The 15,790-nt window shown below is 36.1% G+C and carries 14 protein-coding genes and 2 other annotated features; of the genes, 2 read left to right on the top strand and 12 right to left on the bottom strand.

Features of this window, described 5'->3' with window-relative positions; translation table 11 throughout:
• Positions 1-489 precede the first annotated feature (489 nt).
• Positions 490-1,398, top strand: a complete 909-nt coding sequence (locus ACTXGU_RS00420; protein ID WP_443479519.1) for a LysR family transcriptional regulator — start codon at positions 490-492, stop codon at positions 1,396-1,398.
• A 690-nt stretch (positions 1,399-2,088) separates the two neighbouring features.
• Here the strand turns inward: ACTXGU_RS00420 and ACTXGU_RS00415 are convergent.
• The 11 genes from ACTXGU_RS00415 to ACTXGU_RS00365 form a co-directional block, all read right to left on the bottom strand.
• Positions 2,089-2,682, bottom strand: a complete 594-nt coding sequence (locus tag ACTXGU_RS00415) for a DJ-1/PfpI family protein (RefSeq protein WP_443479794.1) — start codon at positions 2,680-2,682, stop codon at positions 2,089-2,091.
• A 19-nt stretch (positions 2,683-2,701) separates the two neighbouring features.
• Entirely contained in the window at positions 2,702-3,208 is a 507-nt protein-coding gene (locus ACTXGU_RS00410) for a GNAT family N-acetyltransferase (RefSeq protein WP_443479518.1), read from the bottom strand.
• 27 nt (positions 3,209-3,235) lie between these two features.
• Entirely contained in the window at positions 3,236-3,769 is a 534-nt protein-coding gene (locus ACTXGU_RS00405) for a GNAT family N-acetyltransferase (protein WP_443479517.1), read from the bottom strand.
• Positions 3,770-4,028: 259 nt separating this feature from the next.
• Positions 4,029-4,823: a tryptophan synthase subunit alpha gene (gene trpA / locus ACTXGU_RS00400; protein ID WP_443479516.1), complete on the bottom strand. Its 795-nt coding sequence runs from the start codon at positions 4,821-4,823 to the stop codon at positions 4,029-4,031.
• The gene (trpB, locus tag ACTXGU_RS00395) at positions 4,823-6,025 is read right to left on the bottom strand and encodes a tryptophan synthase subunit beta (RefSeq protein ID WP_443479515.1); all 1,203 of its coding nucleotides are present in this window, start codon (positions 6,023-6,025) and stop codon (positions 4,823-4,825) included. The genes trpA and trpB overlap by 1 nt, the downstream gene beginning before the upstream one ends.
• A gap of 19 nt (positions 6,026-6,044) precedes the next feature.
• The gene (locus ACTXGU_RS00390) at positions 6,045-6,656 is read right to left on the bottom strand and encodes a phosphoribosylanthranilate isomerase (RefSeq protein ID WP_443479514.1); all 612 of its coding nucleotides are present in this window, start codon (positions 6,654-6,656) and stop codon (positions 6,045-6,047) included.
• A gap of 12 nt (positions 6,657-6,668) precedes the next feature.
• The gene (trpC, locus tag ACTXGU_RS00385) at positions 6,669-7,445 is read right to left on the bottom strand and encodes an indole-3-glycerol phosphate synthase TrpC (RefSeq protein WP_443479513.1); all 777 of its coding nucleotides are present in this window, start codon (positions 7,443-7,445) and stop codon (positions 6,669-6,671) included.
• Complete coding sequence (gene trpD, locus ACTXGU_RS00380; protein WP_443479512.1) at positions 7,445-8,470, bottom strand: anthranilate phosphoribosyltransferase; 1,026 nt, start codon at positions 8,468-8,470, stop codon at positions 7,445-7,447. Before trpD ends, trpC begins: the two co-directional genes overlap by 1 nt.
• Entirely contained in the window at positions 8,467-9,054 is a 588-nt protein-coding gene (locus tag ACTXGU_RS00375) for an anthranilate synthase component II (protein WP_443479511.1), read from the bottom strand. Before ACTXGU_RS00375 ends, trpD begins: the two co-directional genes overlap by 4 nt.
• The gene (gene trpE, locus ACTXGU_RS00370) at positions 9,035-10,441 is read right to left on the bottom strand and encodes an anthranilate synthase component I (protein WP_443479510.1); all 1,407 of its coding nucleotides are present in this window, start codon (positions 10,439-10,441) and stop codon (positions 9,035-9,037) included. Before trpE ends, ACTXGU_RS00375 begins: the two co-directional genes overlap by 20 nt.
• 144 nt (positions 10,442-10,585) lie before the next feature.
• Positions 10,586-10,971, bottom strand: a binding site (T-box leader).
• Between the two features lie 258 nt (positions 10,972-11,229).
• Positions 11,230-11,481, bottom strand: a binding site (T-box leader).
• A 277-nt stretch (positions 11,482-11,758) separates the two neighbouring features.
• Complete coding sequence (locus tag ACTXGU_RS00365; protein WP_443479509.1) at positions 11,759-12,397, bottom strand: MOSC domain-containing protein; 639 nt, start codon at positions 12,395-12,397, stop codon at positions 11,759-11,761.
• Positions 12,398-12,581: 184 nt separating this feature from the next.
• Here ACTXGU_RS00365 and ACTXGU_RS00360 point away from each other — a divergent pair, with 184 nt between their 5' ends.
• Complete coding sequence (locus ACTXGU_RS00360) at positions 12,582-13,856, top strand: MFS transporter (protein WP_443479508.1); 1,275 nt, start codon at positions 12,582-12,584, stop codon at positions 13,854-13,856.
• Positions 13,857-13,912: 56 nt separating this feature from the next.
• Here the strand turns inward: ACTXGU_RS00360 and ACTXGU_RS00355 are convergent, their stop codons facing one another.
• Entirely contained in the window at positions 13,913-15,787 is a 1,875-nt protein-coding gene (locus tag ACTXGU_RS00355) for a PTS fructose transporter subunit IIABC (RefSeq protein ID WP_443479793.1), read from the bottom strand.
• Between the last annotated feature and the right edge of the window lie 3 nt (positions 15,788-15,790).

Here is a 15,790-nt window from a genome sequence, read left to right as displayed (position 1 = left end):
TGACTTTTAATAAGTATACTATTTTATCATTTTTACAAATTCTTTAGACTATATCTCATATTATTATTTGCCACAAAATGAATAGAGCGGCCTACACCTTTTATTGTTGCTGGTATTGCACACGACAATAACCTAAAAGAAAATTAGCTCCACATTACTGCATGCAGCAGTTTCTTGCATTCAGTAATAATTATAGACTTCCCTTACAGTACCTTCAAGATAAGATCCTTCAATAGTCGAAATTAATTCCCATTTTCTCTGCTTCCTAAAAGCACTAAAAATCCTAAAAAGTCAAGAATATCTCCTAAAATAAAAATGAATTTTTTCTATAAAATTGGAAGGTTTTTTTAATTCGGATATTGAAATTATTTATAGCGTAGAAATATTGGTTATACATTAAACAAACTTTTAAGTCGGTTAATAAGAGAAGTATATGGCATGTACTATTTAGTTTAACTTGTCGTTTATGAAAAAAAGGAGCTGTTTCTATTGGATTATCATTTATTAACATTTGTTACTGTTGTTGAAAAGCAAAACTTTACAAGAGCTGCAGAAGCCCTCCACATTACCCAATCCGCCGTTACTTTATCCATAAAATCATTAGAAAAAAAATACAATGCGAAATTTCTAGATAGGACAAACAAATACGTTCGATTAACAAATGCAGGAGAAATTTTATATAAACATGCAAAAAAAATATTAACACAATACGAACAAGTCGAAAGATTAATTGAAAATACAACAGATGTTGTCAGCGGACCATTGATTATCGGCTCCAGTTATACATTTGGGGAATATTTATTACCAAGATATATTGCAGATTTTATAAATGAAAACAAGCTGGTTAATCCAAAAATAACGATACGAAATTCTAATACAATCGTTTCACAACTATTACGTGGAGAACTTAATATCGGTATTGTGGACGGAATGATCGAAAGTCATCCAAACTTATCTAGTACTCCATTCGCTAAGGATGAAATGGTCGTTATTGTTGATAAAGATCATCCTTTGGCCCGTTATGAAGAAGTCGACCTGGAAGATTTGTATGAAGAAACATGGATAATACGAGAGGAAGGCTCTGGATCCCGACAAACCATTGATCAACTTTTTAATAAATTTGCTTTTTCTCCGCCTTTAGTCCGTTCATTTGGCAGTACACAAATAATTAAAGAGTCTGTTGAAGCTGGATTAGGGATTTCCATTGTTTCCAAGTTTGCTATTCAAAAAGAAACGTGCATGCAAACAATTATCCCTTTAAAGATAAAAAACACTTCCATTATCCGTACCTTTTCCTATGTTGTCCCAAAAACAAAATTTAGAGCGCGATCCGTTGATTTATTTCTGAGAAAACTAAAAGACAACAAAATAATAAAAAAAGAAATTGTTTATAATTAAATGGCTCTGTTAAATTCCATTGTTGATTTTCAATAGGTTAGGGAATCCATTCCCTTTCCGCGGACGATCTGGCATGCATCCTCGCTCGTACCTCGAGGTCACTGAAAAAGTGAATGCTATAAAATATAGGTAGTGACAATCCAAGCAACGCAGAGGTTTTCGTTCGGTTTTCCGAGGCTTACCACACGCTTTCCGCGGGGCGAGCGCCGAGCCGCTTCGTCGCTACGCTCCTGCAGGGTCTCGCCTGTCTCGCTAATCCCGCAGGAGTCGTGCGGACGCCTCTCCTAACCAAAATGATGGTCGTTTTCAAACTCTCTATACCATTTTCACCCTAATAATTTTAAGTGTTTCACCTATAATTTATCTAATAAAACACTTTTTCAGTGCCGTCCGTACCTCACTGTGGGGTCTTGTCAGCCCGTTTTTCCGCAGGATTCTCGCAGATCCCCTTCCTATAAAAAACATGAATTTTTAACAGAGCCAATTAAATAAGAAACTAAAAATGTCAATAAATAATTAGTTGACAGCCTTTAACTTTTTTATACGATTACTTACACTAACATTTACTTAAATAATGCTTCTTTTTATGGTACCATTTTTTTCCTCAATGCAACAGATAAAAATAAATCTTGTTCATTAATCTTTTTCATTCTAGTCATAAGAAATAATTATACCTATACGTTTAAATTACTATATCAAATCGTATTCCATTCTGTTGGCTGTTTGTATTTTTTGTTCTTCCCCTACTAATTTTTCGACTAAATGAAAAGCCATAGTAATGCCTGCAGATATACCTCCAGATGTGATGGTTTTTCCTTCATCTACAAATTTCACATTTTTAATTACGTCCACTTCTGGAAACTCATTTTTCAACCGTTCATACGAGGCCCAGTGTGTTGTCGCTTTTTTTCCATTTAAAAGACCTGCTTTTCCTAATAATAAGGCACCTGTGCAAACAGATGTAGTGTACTCTGTTGTACGATCTTGCTGTTTGATCCAAGCAATGACGTTTTCATTATGTATTTCCGTTTGTCTTGCACCGAGACCACCTGGCACGATTAATATATCAAAACATGGGGCATTGTTAAAAGAGTAGCTTGGTTGAACTTGTAATCCATTTCTTGCTGTAATCATCTCTCCCGTTTCAGAAACAGTTACTACTTTAAACGGCTTTATTTCCTCCTCTTCTTTAAAGCTTGCGATTGACAATACTTCAAATGGACCTGCAAAATCCAAGACTTCTACTTCATTAAACAGTAATATTCCAACTAAACGTTGTTTCATCAACGTACACCTCTATCCATTACGAATTAAAAAATAATACCATATGTAGTTCATCAAAATATTGATTATTTACTTTTAACGCTCTTTTTTCTAAACACATAGCAGTAAAACCTAGCGACTCGTATAATTGAATTGCATTATCATTTGTAGCTACAACGCTTAATAAAAGCTGTTCAATATGATACAGTTTTGCAATGGAAATAACCTTTTCTAACAACCCCCGTCCTATCCCTCTTCCCCTATAATCCTTTTCCACAAAAAAAGACAGAACACTCCCTTTATGTTTAATCTTTGTATATACTTCTCTTTGCAATGTAATTGCGCCGATTAATTGATTCTGATAAAAAGCACCTAATGTTAACCGAGAAGGATCTTTTAATTGAATTGTTGCTTTTTTTATCGGCTGTGCTTTGTTTTCTTCTTCCTCTACTGTAACTAAAAAAGCATTTGGATTTTGTTTTAATGTTTTCAGTCTTAATTGCCAATATGATTTAGCATCTTTTGCTGTTAACGCTCGTATGTCCATCCTTCCACCACACTTCATCTAGATGTTTTACACAGGAACTATTAGCTGTTCTTCTTTTAACCACTTATAATAAAACACCGTAGCTGATAAATTCCCATCAGAACTTAACGCATATTTCGGAATTTTCCCTGCTTCTATAAAACCAAACGATTGATACAGTTTATTGGAAGGATCGCCTTCCCTTGTATCGAGTACAAGCAATTGTCTATCGTTTTTTTCAGCTGCCTCTTCAACTACTTGCAGCAGCATTTTGCCAATTCCTTTTTTCTGATACGAAGGAACTACCATTAGTTTTGCTATTTCTGCTCGATGTTTCCCATTTTGTTTATTATTTAAGTGTAATTGTACGGTTGCTATTACAGATTGTTGTTCTTTTACAATCCACAGCAAGATATCGGGATTTTTTTGTACAGTTTCCCAATAATAAAGTGCTTCTTTCTCATCAAGCGGCGCTAAAAATCCGATTGAAGCACCTTGATCTACCACATTTATTAAAAGTTTTGTTAATTCCTTTAGGTATGGTTCCACCTTTGTTATTTGTATGACATTTAGGTTCATCACTTTTCCCCCCTTCATCTTTATTGTAATTCTAGAAATTTTCCATTCCCCCTGCTTCTTTTTTTACTAATTTCATATTTTTCTAAAAACTTTTTAATTATAAACAAATTGGCCATTCTCTTAGATTTTTTACGAAGCCACCATAAAAAAAGAATGAGATTTGCCTGTAAAGCTGCGTTCTCTTCCTTTCCATTTCTATTAGAATGGTAAGGAAGATGGCTATCATGCTTTTTAGGTCATCTCATTCTTTTACATCTAAAATTTATAAACTTCTTTGTTCTATGCCTACTTTTTTGCTTGCAGCAATTAAGTTTTTAATTCCTTCCAGATCATTTTTATCAAAAAGTTCTACTATTTTGCTGCCAACAATTACTCCGTCACAATATTGTGTCATACTTTTCACATGTTCTGGTGTAGATATTCCAAATCCAGCTAAAACAGGAATGGCACTTACTTCTTTTACGTTTAATAAATGTTGGCCTAAATGCTCTTGAAAAGATGTTCTTGCACCAGTTATTCCTGTAACAGTCACGGCATAAAGAAAACCATTTCCTTTTTTCGCGATTGTTTCAATTCGATCAATTGGACTTGTTAAAGTTACAAGACGAACAATTTCCACTTGATATTTTTCAGCAAACGGCAGCAGTATTTCTTCTTCTTCAATCGGCAAATCAGGAACAATAATTCCATTAATATTTGCTTTGTTACAACTTTGAAAAAATGCTTCTATTCCATAAGATAAAATAGGATTAATATATGTCATAAATACAAGTGGAATAGAGGTAGACGCTCTAAATGACGAAATTGTTTCAAACACTTTTTTTAATGTTGTTCCTGCTTTAAGTGCTCGAATACCGGCTGCCTGTATAATTGGACCATCTGCAACTGGATCAGAGAAAGGGATTCCAACTTCAATTGCTGTTGCACCTGCGTTCTCTAAAAACTTGATTTTTTCTTCTAAACTTTCAAGTCCGCCATCACCTGCCATTATATATGGCACAAATGCTTTATCGCCGTTTTTTTTCACTTGTGCAAAAGCTTCTGCAATTGTTATCATTATTCGTTCACTCCCATTTTTTCCATTACCGTGTTCACATCTTTATCTCCTCTTCCAGATAAACACACAACAATACCTTCGTCTTCACGCATCGTTGGAGCTAATTTAAGCACATGGGCAATCGCATGAGCACTTTCCAACGCCGGGATAATTCCTTCTAGCTTACATAATAATTGCAATGCCTCAAATGCTTCATCATCTGTGACAGATTCATATTGCACTCTCCCAATATCATGTAAATAACTATGCTCCGGCCCAATGCCTGGGTAATCCAATCCTGCTGAAATAGAATGAGCCTCTTGGACTTGCCCATCCTCATCCTGCAATAAATACATATAACAGCCATGAAGAACACCTGGTTTTCCTTTTGTTAAAGAAGCAGCATGTTTTTCTGTATGAAGACCGTGCCCTGAAGCTTCTACACCATACATTTTTACATCCTTGTCTTCAATAAAAGGATAAAACATGCCCATTGCATTGCTTCCCCCGCCGATGCAAGCAACAACTGCATCTGGAAGCTTGTTTTCTTTTAACAAATATTGCTGTTTTGATTCTTTTCCGATAACACTTTGGAAATCTCTGACCATCATTGGAAAAGGATGCGGACCTAATACAGAGCCTAAAATATAATGAGTATCTAAAACATTCGTCACCCAATAACGCAATGCTTCATTACAAGCATCCTTTAATGTAGCACTTCCAGAAGTAACGCCAACCACTTTTGCACCAAGCATTTCCATTCTGAACACATTTAATTTTTGCCTGCGAATATCTTCTTCTCCCATAAAAATCGTACATTCTAAATTTAATAGTGCACAAGCCGTTGCAGTAGCAACTCCATGCTGTCCCGCGCCAGTTTCTGCGACAACTTTCTTTTTGCCCATTCTTTTAGCCAGCAGCGCTTGCCCAATAGAGTTGTTGATTTTATGTGCACCTGTATGGTTTAAATCTTCTCTTTTTAAATAAATTTTCGCACCATTTGCATGTTTCGTTAAGTTTTCTGCAAAATATAATGGTGTTTCTCTGCCAACATAATCTTTTAATAAATAATCCAACTCTGCTTGAAAGTCAGGATCGTTAGTTGCTTCTACATAGGCTTTTTCCAGTTCTGTTACGGCATGCATTAATGTCTCTGGTACATATCTTCCACCATAAATGCCATAATGACCTTTTTTATCTGGAAACGAATAGTTTGTTGTCATTATTTGTAAATCCTCCTAATTACTGATTACGTACAGTTACTTTATTTAAAAACTCTTCGATTTTCAGCAAATCTTTTTTTCCTTCTGTTTCTACACCGCTGCTTACATCGACCATATAAGGCTTTACCGTTTTTAGTGCTGTTTCTACGTTGTCCTTATGAAGTCCACCAGCCAGGATTACTTTTTTTCCATTAAAATCATAATCTTTTATTATGTTCCAATCAAATGTTTTGCCATTACCGCCATGGTAATGTTCTCTCGGACTGTCCAATAGCACATAATCACATGTAAAATCTACAACTGTTTGTAAATCTGCTTCAGATTGAATGCTAAAAGCTTTTATTACAGGCAGTGAAAACTGTGCTGCAAATTCACTCGTTTCATCGCCATGCAGCTGAATGACATTGATGCCGGAAACTTTGACAATCTCGTCGATGTTTTCTTTTGACTCATTCACAAAAACACCGACTTTCCATATGTCTCCCGGCAATTCTGCAATAATTTCTTTTGCATCTTCCGGACTAATTTTTCGTTTGCTTTTTGCAAAAACAAAACCAACCGCTTTTGCACCATGCTTAACGGAACATAATGCGGCGTCTTTATTCGTAATCCCACAAATTTTTGCTGTCATTTTTCCACAACCTTATAATTTCACTTTCATTTCTTTTAATGTAGACTCCAAATTAGCGCTTTTCATAAATGTTTCGCCTACTAAAATCACATTTGCTCCTGCAGCTACAACCCTTTGTATATCATCCATCGTGGCAATTCCACTTTCACTGACTAAATAGCTGCCGCTTTTTTTAATCATTGGCGCAAGTCGCTCTGTTGTTTCCAAAGACACTTCAAATGTTTTTAAATTACGATTATTCACGCCGATCAGCGGAGCGCCGATTGCAATTGCCCGCTCTGCTTCTTCCTCATTATGCACTTCTACCAACACTTCTAAGTCTTTTTCTATTGCATAATCGTATAGGCTTTTTAACTTTTGATCATCTAATGCTGCAACAATTAATAAAATTAAGTTTGCACCATAATGCTTGGCAAAGTCTATTTGAATAGGATCGATAATAAAGTCTTTGCAAAGCAGCGGGACTTCCACCGTTGATCTGACTGTTTGCAGATCTTCAAAGCTACCTTTAAAAAACGGTGTATCCGTCAAGACAGAAATAGCATCTGCACCATACTGTTCATAGTTTTTTGTCTGCACTGCCGGGTCCAAATTGATATTAATATCCCCTTTAGACGGAGATGCTCTTTTAAACTCTGAAATAATCGAGAGTGTATCAGCAGCAGCTAGCTTATTTAAAAAAGATACTTGCTTATGTTTTGAAGCTGTCTCTAATTCTTGTTTTCTATTATTTAATTGTTCAACGACCGCATATTTTTCTGCGATAATCTTATCTAAAATCGTACCCATTATACCCCTGCTTTCTCTAATTCCTTACTTTTCTCTACAAGTTTTTGCAATTTACCGTAAGCAGCTCCTGTATCAATACTTTCTTTCGCAAGCTGTACACCTTGTTTAATCGAGTCTGCTTTTCCGGCTGCAAAGATGCCGATCCCAGCATTTAATAAAACTGTATCTCGATATGCCCCAGCTTCTCCTTTTAATACTTGCAATAAAATGTCCGCATTTTCTTTCGCATCGCCGCCACGTATTTTATCGTTCGTATAAACTGGAAGATTCACATCATTTGGATGTAAAATTTTCTTTTCTATCTTGCCGTTATTTAAAATAACCAATTCGTTGTCGCCTTGCAGGGATGCTTCATCCATGCTGCCTGCTCCATTAAGCACTACTGCCCGTTTTCTTCCTAATTTTTTCAATACTTCTGCAAACAACTCTGTAAAGTCATTTCGGTAAATACCTAACACTTGTGACTCTAGATTAATCGGATTGGTTAACGGGCCGATTAAATTAAAAATGGTTGGAATGCCTAATTCTCTGCGAACTTTCATAATTCTTCCCATTTTAGGCTGTACATGCTGGGCAAACAAAAAAGTAATGCCGATGTCTTCTAGCTGTTTTTCATTCTGCTCAGGTGAAATGTCTAGTTTAATGCCAAGATGCTCCAGTACATCAGCACTGCCTGTTTTACTAGAAATACTGCGATTTCCATGCTTTGCAACAGGAATTCCAGCCCCAGCCAATACAAAAGCAGATGTACTGCTAATATTAAAGCTTTGCGAACCATCTCCGCCAGTTCCACAATTATCGATGCATCCTGTAACCGTATTTTTGAAAGGAAGTGTTTGTTCTCTTACTGCTTTTACAATACCTACTATTTCGTCAACTTTTTCGCCTTTCATTTTTAAGCCTATAATAAAAGCAGCAATTTCACTATCGGAAATATTTTCTGAAAATAATTGTCTTGCTGCAACAATCATTTCTTCTTCGGTTAACGATTCATTTCGCATTAACTTCTGCAAATATTCCTTCATTTGATAACTTCCTTTCTTGTTTCTTGAATAAAATTCGTTAAAAGTTGTTTTCCAGTTTCCGTTCCAACGGATTCTGGATGAAACTGAAAGCCGTACAGCGGGTATTCCTTATGCTTGATCGCCATGATTTCTTCATCGTCCGCAGAATAAGCTAAAACATCAAACTCTTTTGCTAACGTGCCTTTTTTTATCACGAGTGAATGATATCTCATTACTTCTACTTGCTCTTCTAATCCTTTAAATACCGATGTATTAGTTGTCGTTAAATACGATGTTTTTCCGTGCATAATATTTTCCGCTTTTGTAACTTCTCCGCCAAATGCATATCCTATCCCCTGATGCCCTAGACAGATTCCTAAAATCGGAAATTCTTGATGCAATTCCTGAATAACCTTAATGAGAATCCCTGCATTTTCAGGTCTGCCAGGTCCTGGCGACAAGACAATTCGATCTGGATTCATTTTTCTGATTTCTTCAATGGAAATTTTGTCGTTTCGTACTACTTTTACTTCTTCTCCTAATTCTCCTAAATACTGAAATAAATTATACGTAAAAGAATCATAATTATCGATTAATAAAATCATGTTGACCCTCCAAGAATACTTTTAATTTATGAATTGTTTCATCATACTCTTTTTCTGGAACAGAATCATAGACGATACCTGCACCTGCTTGAATATACGCTGTCTTATCCTTTATAACCATTGTGCGGATCGCTAATGCAAAGTCCATGTTTCCGTTATTGGAAAAATAACCGACAGCTCCAGAGTAAATTCCTCTTTTTACTCCTTCTAGTTCATTAATAATTTGCATCGCCCTTATTTTTGGGGCACCTGAAACGGTTCCAGCCGGCAAACAAGAAATGAGTGCATCTACACTTGAAAAATTATCTTTTAAATTGCCGCTTACTTCGGATACTAAATGCATCACATGCTTGTATTTTTCGACTTTTATATATTTTTCGACTTTTACGCTTCCGAAATGACTTACTTTCCCTACATCATTTCTTGCTAAATCAACAAGCATTTTATGTTCAGCCAACTCTTTTTCATCTTGTAATAAGTCTAATTCTAATTCTTTATCTCCCTCTTGTGTTGTTCCTCTTGGTCTCGTTCCTGCGATTGGATTCGTAATGATTTTGCCATTGCTTGTTTTTATCAAACTTTCCGGCGAGCTTCCTACAACAGCATAATCTTCAAAGTCTAAAAAATACATATAAGGCGACTGATTTTTTATGCGAAGCTTCCTATAATAAGAAAACGCTGAGCCATTTATGCTGGCTGACATTCGCTGAGACGGAACCACTTGAAAAATGTCCCCTTCTCGAATATACTCTTTTGCTTTTTCTACTTTTTCAATAAACTCCTCTTTTGTAATACTAGGTTGAAATGATGATAACGTGACCTCTTCTTTTTCTTCTACAAAAGGTGCTGTTAATTCCGTCTTTCTTCTATCTATTTTCGCTTTTAAATCTTCTTCCGTCGTTGTGTCGGTTAATGGAGTAGCAACTAAATAAATCGTTTGTTCTAAATGATCAAAAATCACTAAATCTTCAAAAAACATCAAATGAACATCTGGTATTCCTATTTCATCTTTTGCTTCCTCGCCGATATCCTCGTATTGCCTAATATTATCATACCCAACATAGCCAATCGCCCCACCACTTATCGGAAGTTGAAAAGGCAAATCAACCTGTTGATTTGGCAATAGTTTTTTTACCAGAGATAATGCCTTTTCCTTTATTTCCTCCTTTTCACTACCACGGACAATAACCGAACTTGATCCTTTTCCAATTAATTCAAAAGCAGGATTACTGCCGATAATCGAATATCTTCCCGAATTCTCATGTTTAAGAGAGCTTTCTAATAAAAATCTCTTGTTCCCCTTTAATCTTTGGTAAATACTGATTGGTGTTAATGTATCTCCATCTATCTTCTCTATTATTAACAATTGATTTTTTGTTTGCTGCATGTTTATTTCCTCCTTATTTCATCCAAGAGCTAGGCGCTGGAGCTGGATGCGGACTCAACCGATAAGTTATCCACAACTCCGTTTCGTTTATAATTTCCTATAATATAAAAAAGTCCCCTATCTGGAATCTAAAATTTGATTCAGATAGAGGACGATTATATAACCGCGGTACCACCTCACGTTAGAGTGTCATTAACACTCTCTCTTTTCGAGTACAATAGAAAAGCGTAAGCGCCTTGTACAGTCCTGAAGAAAAATGTTCATTTGACTCAAAAAGTGCTTTTTACTTTCAGAGGCAAATGGTTATTTTTCACAAGGGTTAGGCGCTGAAGCTAGACACTCGTCTAACTTCAAAATTTCATACCCTCTTATACTCTATCCATTTAACGGCGGAAACCGACGAACTCTACTACGGTTTTCAAGTTCGCACTCATAAGTCCATTCTGTTAACTGGTTGTATCGGTTTACACCAACCACCGACTCTCTGTAACAACACATAGCAACATACTACTCTTAATCATCGTTTTAATTATTTTGTTTTTAATAAACGTTCTTTTCGTATAGATTGTTTTTATTTACCCCGCAGCCGGAATACACTTCGCTTTCCGCGGACGAGTGCCGAGCCTCCTCGTCGCTATGCTCCTGTGGGGTCTCGACTTTCTCGCTTTTTCCGCAGGAGTCTATGTGTATTCCGGCTGCTCAGTGCTTTAGCTATGTTTATTTTTTATTCAAAAACTACAAACTTTTAGAAAACAGCCTTAATAAATACAAAAAGGGCTCTCTCCTATAAAAAGGACGAGAAACCCGTGGTGCCACCTTCATTAGCTTAAAATAAGCTCACTTTAAGGAAATCTATACACATCTATGGTGTAAAATTTCCGTCTCTTGTAACGATGAGACTTTCGCTAAAGCCTACTTCTAAAAAAGTTTCGGTTTAGAGGCTCGGAAGTCCATTCACTTTTATTTCGACACTGATTTGCACCAACCATCAGCTCTCTATAGTTTCCATAAAAGTTACTACTCTTCGTCATAGCCGATCACTATGTTGATACCATATTAATGAATTTTCCGAAAAAAGTCAAGTGGTTTTATTTAAAGGCTGTTTTCGTATAGATTGTTGCTTTTAAATTCGCAGCCTGAATACACTTCGTCCGTTTAGCGAGCGTCGAGCGTCGAGCGTCGAGCCTCCTCGTCACATACGCTCTGCTTAAGTCTCGTCTTTCTCGCATTCCCACAGGAGTCTACGTGTATTCAGTCTGCTGAGTACTTCTTCTCCCATTTTTTTACGTAAATAACAACAAACTTTGAGAAAACAGCCTATTTTAATAACAGAAGTTTCTCAAACCTGTTTTTCCAATCAACAGCAAGTGCCTCTAATTGTAAGACTTTTTCTATTTCATGTTTATTATTCCGATCTATTAATATTAAATGAGTAGCGTCCCAAACAGATATAATTTGTTGTTGTCTTTCTATTAACGTAAAGGTTGAATCCGTTTTAACCGTTCCCTCTTCTAGCACTTTTAAAAAATAACCGGTAAAACACGTTTCCACGATTCTAGGTAAAAACGTATCAATATGATTAAATTTCGAAATAGTGGAGCATGGAATTCTTCCTTGTGTCACTTGAACAATGGCATTGCCTAAAGAAAAAATGTCTCCAATATATGTATCCTTTTCTACAAATCCTTTTGTACAAATATTTTCGCCAAATGCCGGCGGAGACAAATGAACCTTATATTCTTTTTCCCATTTTTCATAATGCTCATATGGATAATAGCAAACCGCACGCTCAGGACCACCATGAAATGCTGGATTTGCAACCCCATCCCCTTCGAACCCATTAACTGTCAATCTTACTTCTTCTATTTTAGTTTTTCCAATGGCAGTAGAATATGTCTTATCTTTCCAAGAGAGAACTTCTGGTTTTCCAACACTTAATGCAATAATTTGATTCAAAAATCCTTCCTCCATTTCCTTATGATAATTCATTTTATCATATGTACTATGGTGCAATATTCGTTTATAAAAGTTTTACATTTAATATGATCCATTTTTTCCCACTTTAATTTCTTAGTAATTTACCTTCCATTCGTACATATTAAGTGAAGATAACATACCGAAATCAAGGAGATAAACAAAAATGGAACATGTTAATGATGAAAAAAATATAATGAATCTTTCTAGTGTAAAAAAAACAAAACAAAAAACAAATCATGATCAGGTGAAGGTTTCTAAAATGTCGATATTGTCCATCGCGTCTATCCCACTTGTGATGACGCTTGGAAACAGCATGCTTATCCCTGTTCTTCCTTCTATTGAAAAAAAATTATCCATTTCTTCTTTCCAAGTTAGTATGATTATCACCGTCTACTCAATCGTTGCCATTTTGTTGATTCCTGTAGCAGGTTATTTATCTGATCATATCGGTCGAAAAAAGGTGATTATTCCAAGTCTCATTATTACTGCAATAGGAGGAGCTATTGCAGGTTTAGCGTCTTGGATGATGGACAATAGCTATTGGGTCATCCTTCTCGGAAGAGCACTTCAAGGAGTCGGTGCAGCTGGGGCTTTTCCTATTGTATTGCCATTGGTTGGGGATATGTTTAAAAAAGAAGAAGATGTCAGCAGTACATTAGGTGTTATTGAAACAGCAAATACATTTGGTAAAGTATTAAGTCCAATATTTGGGGCATTTCTTGCTGGAATCATTTGGTTTATCCCGTTTATGTCCATACCAGTGTTCTGTTTATTTTCTATTTTATTAATCCTTTTTTTTGTTAAAGCACCTGCCAATCAAAAAAAGCCTTTACCATTTAAAAAATTCATTTTACATGTAAGAGAAGTAATTAAAAAGGATAAATATTGGCTATATGCTATTTTTTTTATTGGAGCCATTGTTATGTTTATCCTATTTGCGGAAATGTTTTACTTTTCAGATGTATTGGAAAAAACATATCACATTAAAAATATTAAAAAAGGATTTTTCCTTGCCATTCCATTAAGTGCATTATGTCTTACTTCATTCATCATAGGAAAAAAAATAAAGCAAGATCAAAATGTAATGAGATGGATTACTTTCATTGCAATTATTGCTATTATTATAGGAACAATCGCCCTCAGTTTCACCAATAAATTACCGTATATCATTACATTTCTTACTATTTCAGGAATCGGTATTGGTGCAAGCCTTCCCCCATTAGATGCTTTAATAACGGAAGGCATTGAAAAAGAAGAAAAAGGAACCATTACAAGCCTTTATAGTTCCATGCGGTTTATTGGTGTTGCCAGCGGACCACCATGTATGGCTTTATTAATTAAACACGCTTATCATGTTCAGTTTTATTTATTAAGTGGCATCACCATACTTGCCGCACTTGCCGCCTTTTTTCGTTTAAAACAACAAAAAAACACATAATGAACGACATCGTCTATTAAAAAAACCCCCAAAGGCAGAAGCCTTTGGGGGTTTGCTTATTTATTTTTTTGTTGTGTTGGTTTTTTTAATACACCAAGTAAAACAGCACTTACAACAGAACCGATTACAATTGACAACAAGTACAATAACCAATTTCCATCAACTAATCCGATGACGAATACTCCACCGTGAGGAGCTCTTAGTCCAATATTAAAGAACATCGATAATCCTCCAGTGATTGCTGCACCAATTGCTACAGAAGGGATAACACGAAGTGGATCTGCTGCTGCAAATGGAATCGCACCTTCTGTGATAAAAGATAATCCCATTATATAATTTGTTGTACCTGCATCTCTTTCTTGTTTTGTAAATTTGTTTCTAAAGAAAGTTGTTGCTAATGCAATGGCAAGTGGCGGAACCATTCCTCCAGCCATGATAGCTGCCATTGGTTCATATACGCCGTTTGCGATTAATCCTGTACCAAATACATATGCTGATTTATTAATTGGACCACCCATATCAATCGCCATCATTCCGCCGACAACGATTCCTAATAACACCGCATTTGCTGTTCCTAAACCGGCAAGCCAGTTTGTTAAACCTTCATTTATATTACTAACAGGATCATTAATGACGTATAACATTAACATGCCGACAATAAATATTCCTAAAACTGGATATAAAAGAATCGTTTTAATACCTTCTAAAGCTTGAGGCAATGTTGATAATACTTTTTTCAATCCTACTACTACATACCCTGCTAAGAAACCTGCAATTAATCCGCCAAGGAAACCAGCCCCGCTTGAAGCTGCTATCATACCGCCAACCATACCAGGAGCAAATCCAGGACGATCTGCGATGCTCATTGCGATAAATGCAGCAAGCACAGGCACTAATAAAGCAAATGCATTCGTTCCTCCGATTGTCATTAACGCTTCAGCAAATTGATTATACGTAGGATCCTCTGGTTTAAAAGAATTGTAGCCAAACATAAAACATATAGCAATTAATATACCGCCGCCGACTACAAATGGAAGCATATTGGAAACACCATTCATTAAGTGTTTGTAGATGCCTGTTTTTCCTTTTTCGCTGCTTTCTCTGGAGCTTGAGCCACTGCCACCTTGATAAACAGGCGCTTCCTGTTTGAGTGCTTTTTCAATTAATTCCTGCGGTTTTCTAATTCCGTCTGCAACTGGCGTTTCTAGGACATGTTTCCCTTTAAAACGCTCCATTTGCACTTTTGTATCTGCAGCAACAATGACAGCGGTAGCGTTTTCAATTTCTTCTGAAGTCAGAACATTTTTTGCACCACCTGAGCCATTTGTTTCTACTTTAATGTCAACACCAAGCTCTGCTGCTTTTGCTTTTAATGAATCCGCAGCCATATATGTGTGAGCGATACCTGTTGGACAAGCTGTTACAGCAACAATAAAATTCTTTTTGTCTGCAATATTTTGCTCTACTTCTTCCTCTTCTACATCATAACTATCAATGATTTCAACAACTTCAAGTTTCGTTTTTGCAGCAAGTAATTTAGCACGAGCATCTTCTTTTAATAAGATAGTAGATAATCTTGATAGTGCTTCCAAATGGGTGTTGTTTGCACCGTCTGGAGCGGCAATCATAAAGAAAAGATTTGCCGGCTGACCATCTAAAGATTCATAATCAATACCTGATGTGGAACGGCCAAATGCAATTGCCGGCGTTTTTACAGCTTTTGTTTTTGCATGTGGAATGGCAATTCCTTCGCCGATTCCAGTCGTACTTTGTTCTTCCCTTTTTAAAATGGCTACTTTATATTCTTCTTTATTCGTTAACCTCCCTGCAGAATTTAGGAGATCAACCAATTGATTAATTGCATCTAATTTCTGTTTTCCTTCTATATTTAAAAGGATGGTTTCTTGCGTTAACAATTCTGTTATTCTCATCAT

The organism is Niallia sp. 01092 (assembly GCF_052318935.1).
Lineage (GTDB): Bacteria > Bacillota > Bacilli > Bacillales > Cytobacillaceae > Niallia.
The sequence above is the reverse complement of the archived record's forward strand: the minus strand, read 5'-3'. Positions and strand labels throughout refer to the sequence as shown.

Bases quoted from the DNA above. Each gene is read 5' to 3' on its own strand.
- ACTXGU_RS00390 (WP_443479514.1), bottom strand. From the start codon at position 6,656: ATGACAGCAAAAATTTGTGGGATTACGAATAAAGACGCCGCATTATGT.
- ACTXGU_RS00375 (WP_443479511.1), bottom strand. From the start codon at position 9,054: ATGATTTTATTAATCGATAATTATGATTCTTTTACGTATAATTTATTT.
- ACTXGU_RS00410 (WP_443479518.1), bottom strand. From the start codon at position 3,208: ATGGACATACGAGCGTTAACAGCAAAAGATGCTAAATCATATTGGCAA.
- trpB (WP_443479515.1), bottom strand. From the start codon at position 6,025: ATGACAACAAACTATTCGTTTCCAGATAAAAAAGGTCATTATGGCATT.
- trpD (WP_443479512.1), bottom strand. From the start codon at position 8,470: ATGAAGGAATATTTGCAGAAGTTAATGCGAAATGAATCGTTAACCGAA.
- trpC (WP_443479513.1), bottom strand. From the start codon at position 7,445: ATGGGTACGATTTTAGATAAGATTATCGCAGAAAAATATGCGGTCGTT.
- ACTXGU_RS00360 (WP_443479508.1), top strand. From the start codon at position 12,582: ATGGAACATGTTAATGATGAAAAAAATATAATGAATCTTTCTAGTGTA.
- trpE (WP_443479510.1), bottom strand. From the start codon at position 10,441: ATGCAGCAAACAAAAAATCAATTGTTAATAATAGAGAAGATAGATGGA.
- ACTXGU_RS00415 (WP_443479794.1), bottom strand. From the start codon at position 2,682: ATGAAACAACGTTTAGTTGGAATATTACTGTTTAATGAAGTAGAAGTC.
- ACTXGU_RS00355 (WP_443479793.1), bottom strand. From the start codon at position 15,787: ATGAGAATAACAGAATTGTTAACGCAAGAAACCATCCTTTTAAATATA.
- trpA (WP_443479516.1), bottom strand. From the start codon at position 4,823: ATGATAACAATTGCAGAAGCTTTTGCACAAGTGAAAAAAAACGGCGAT.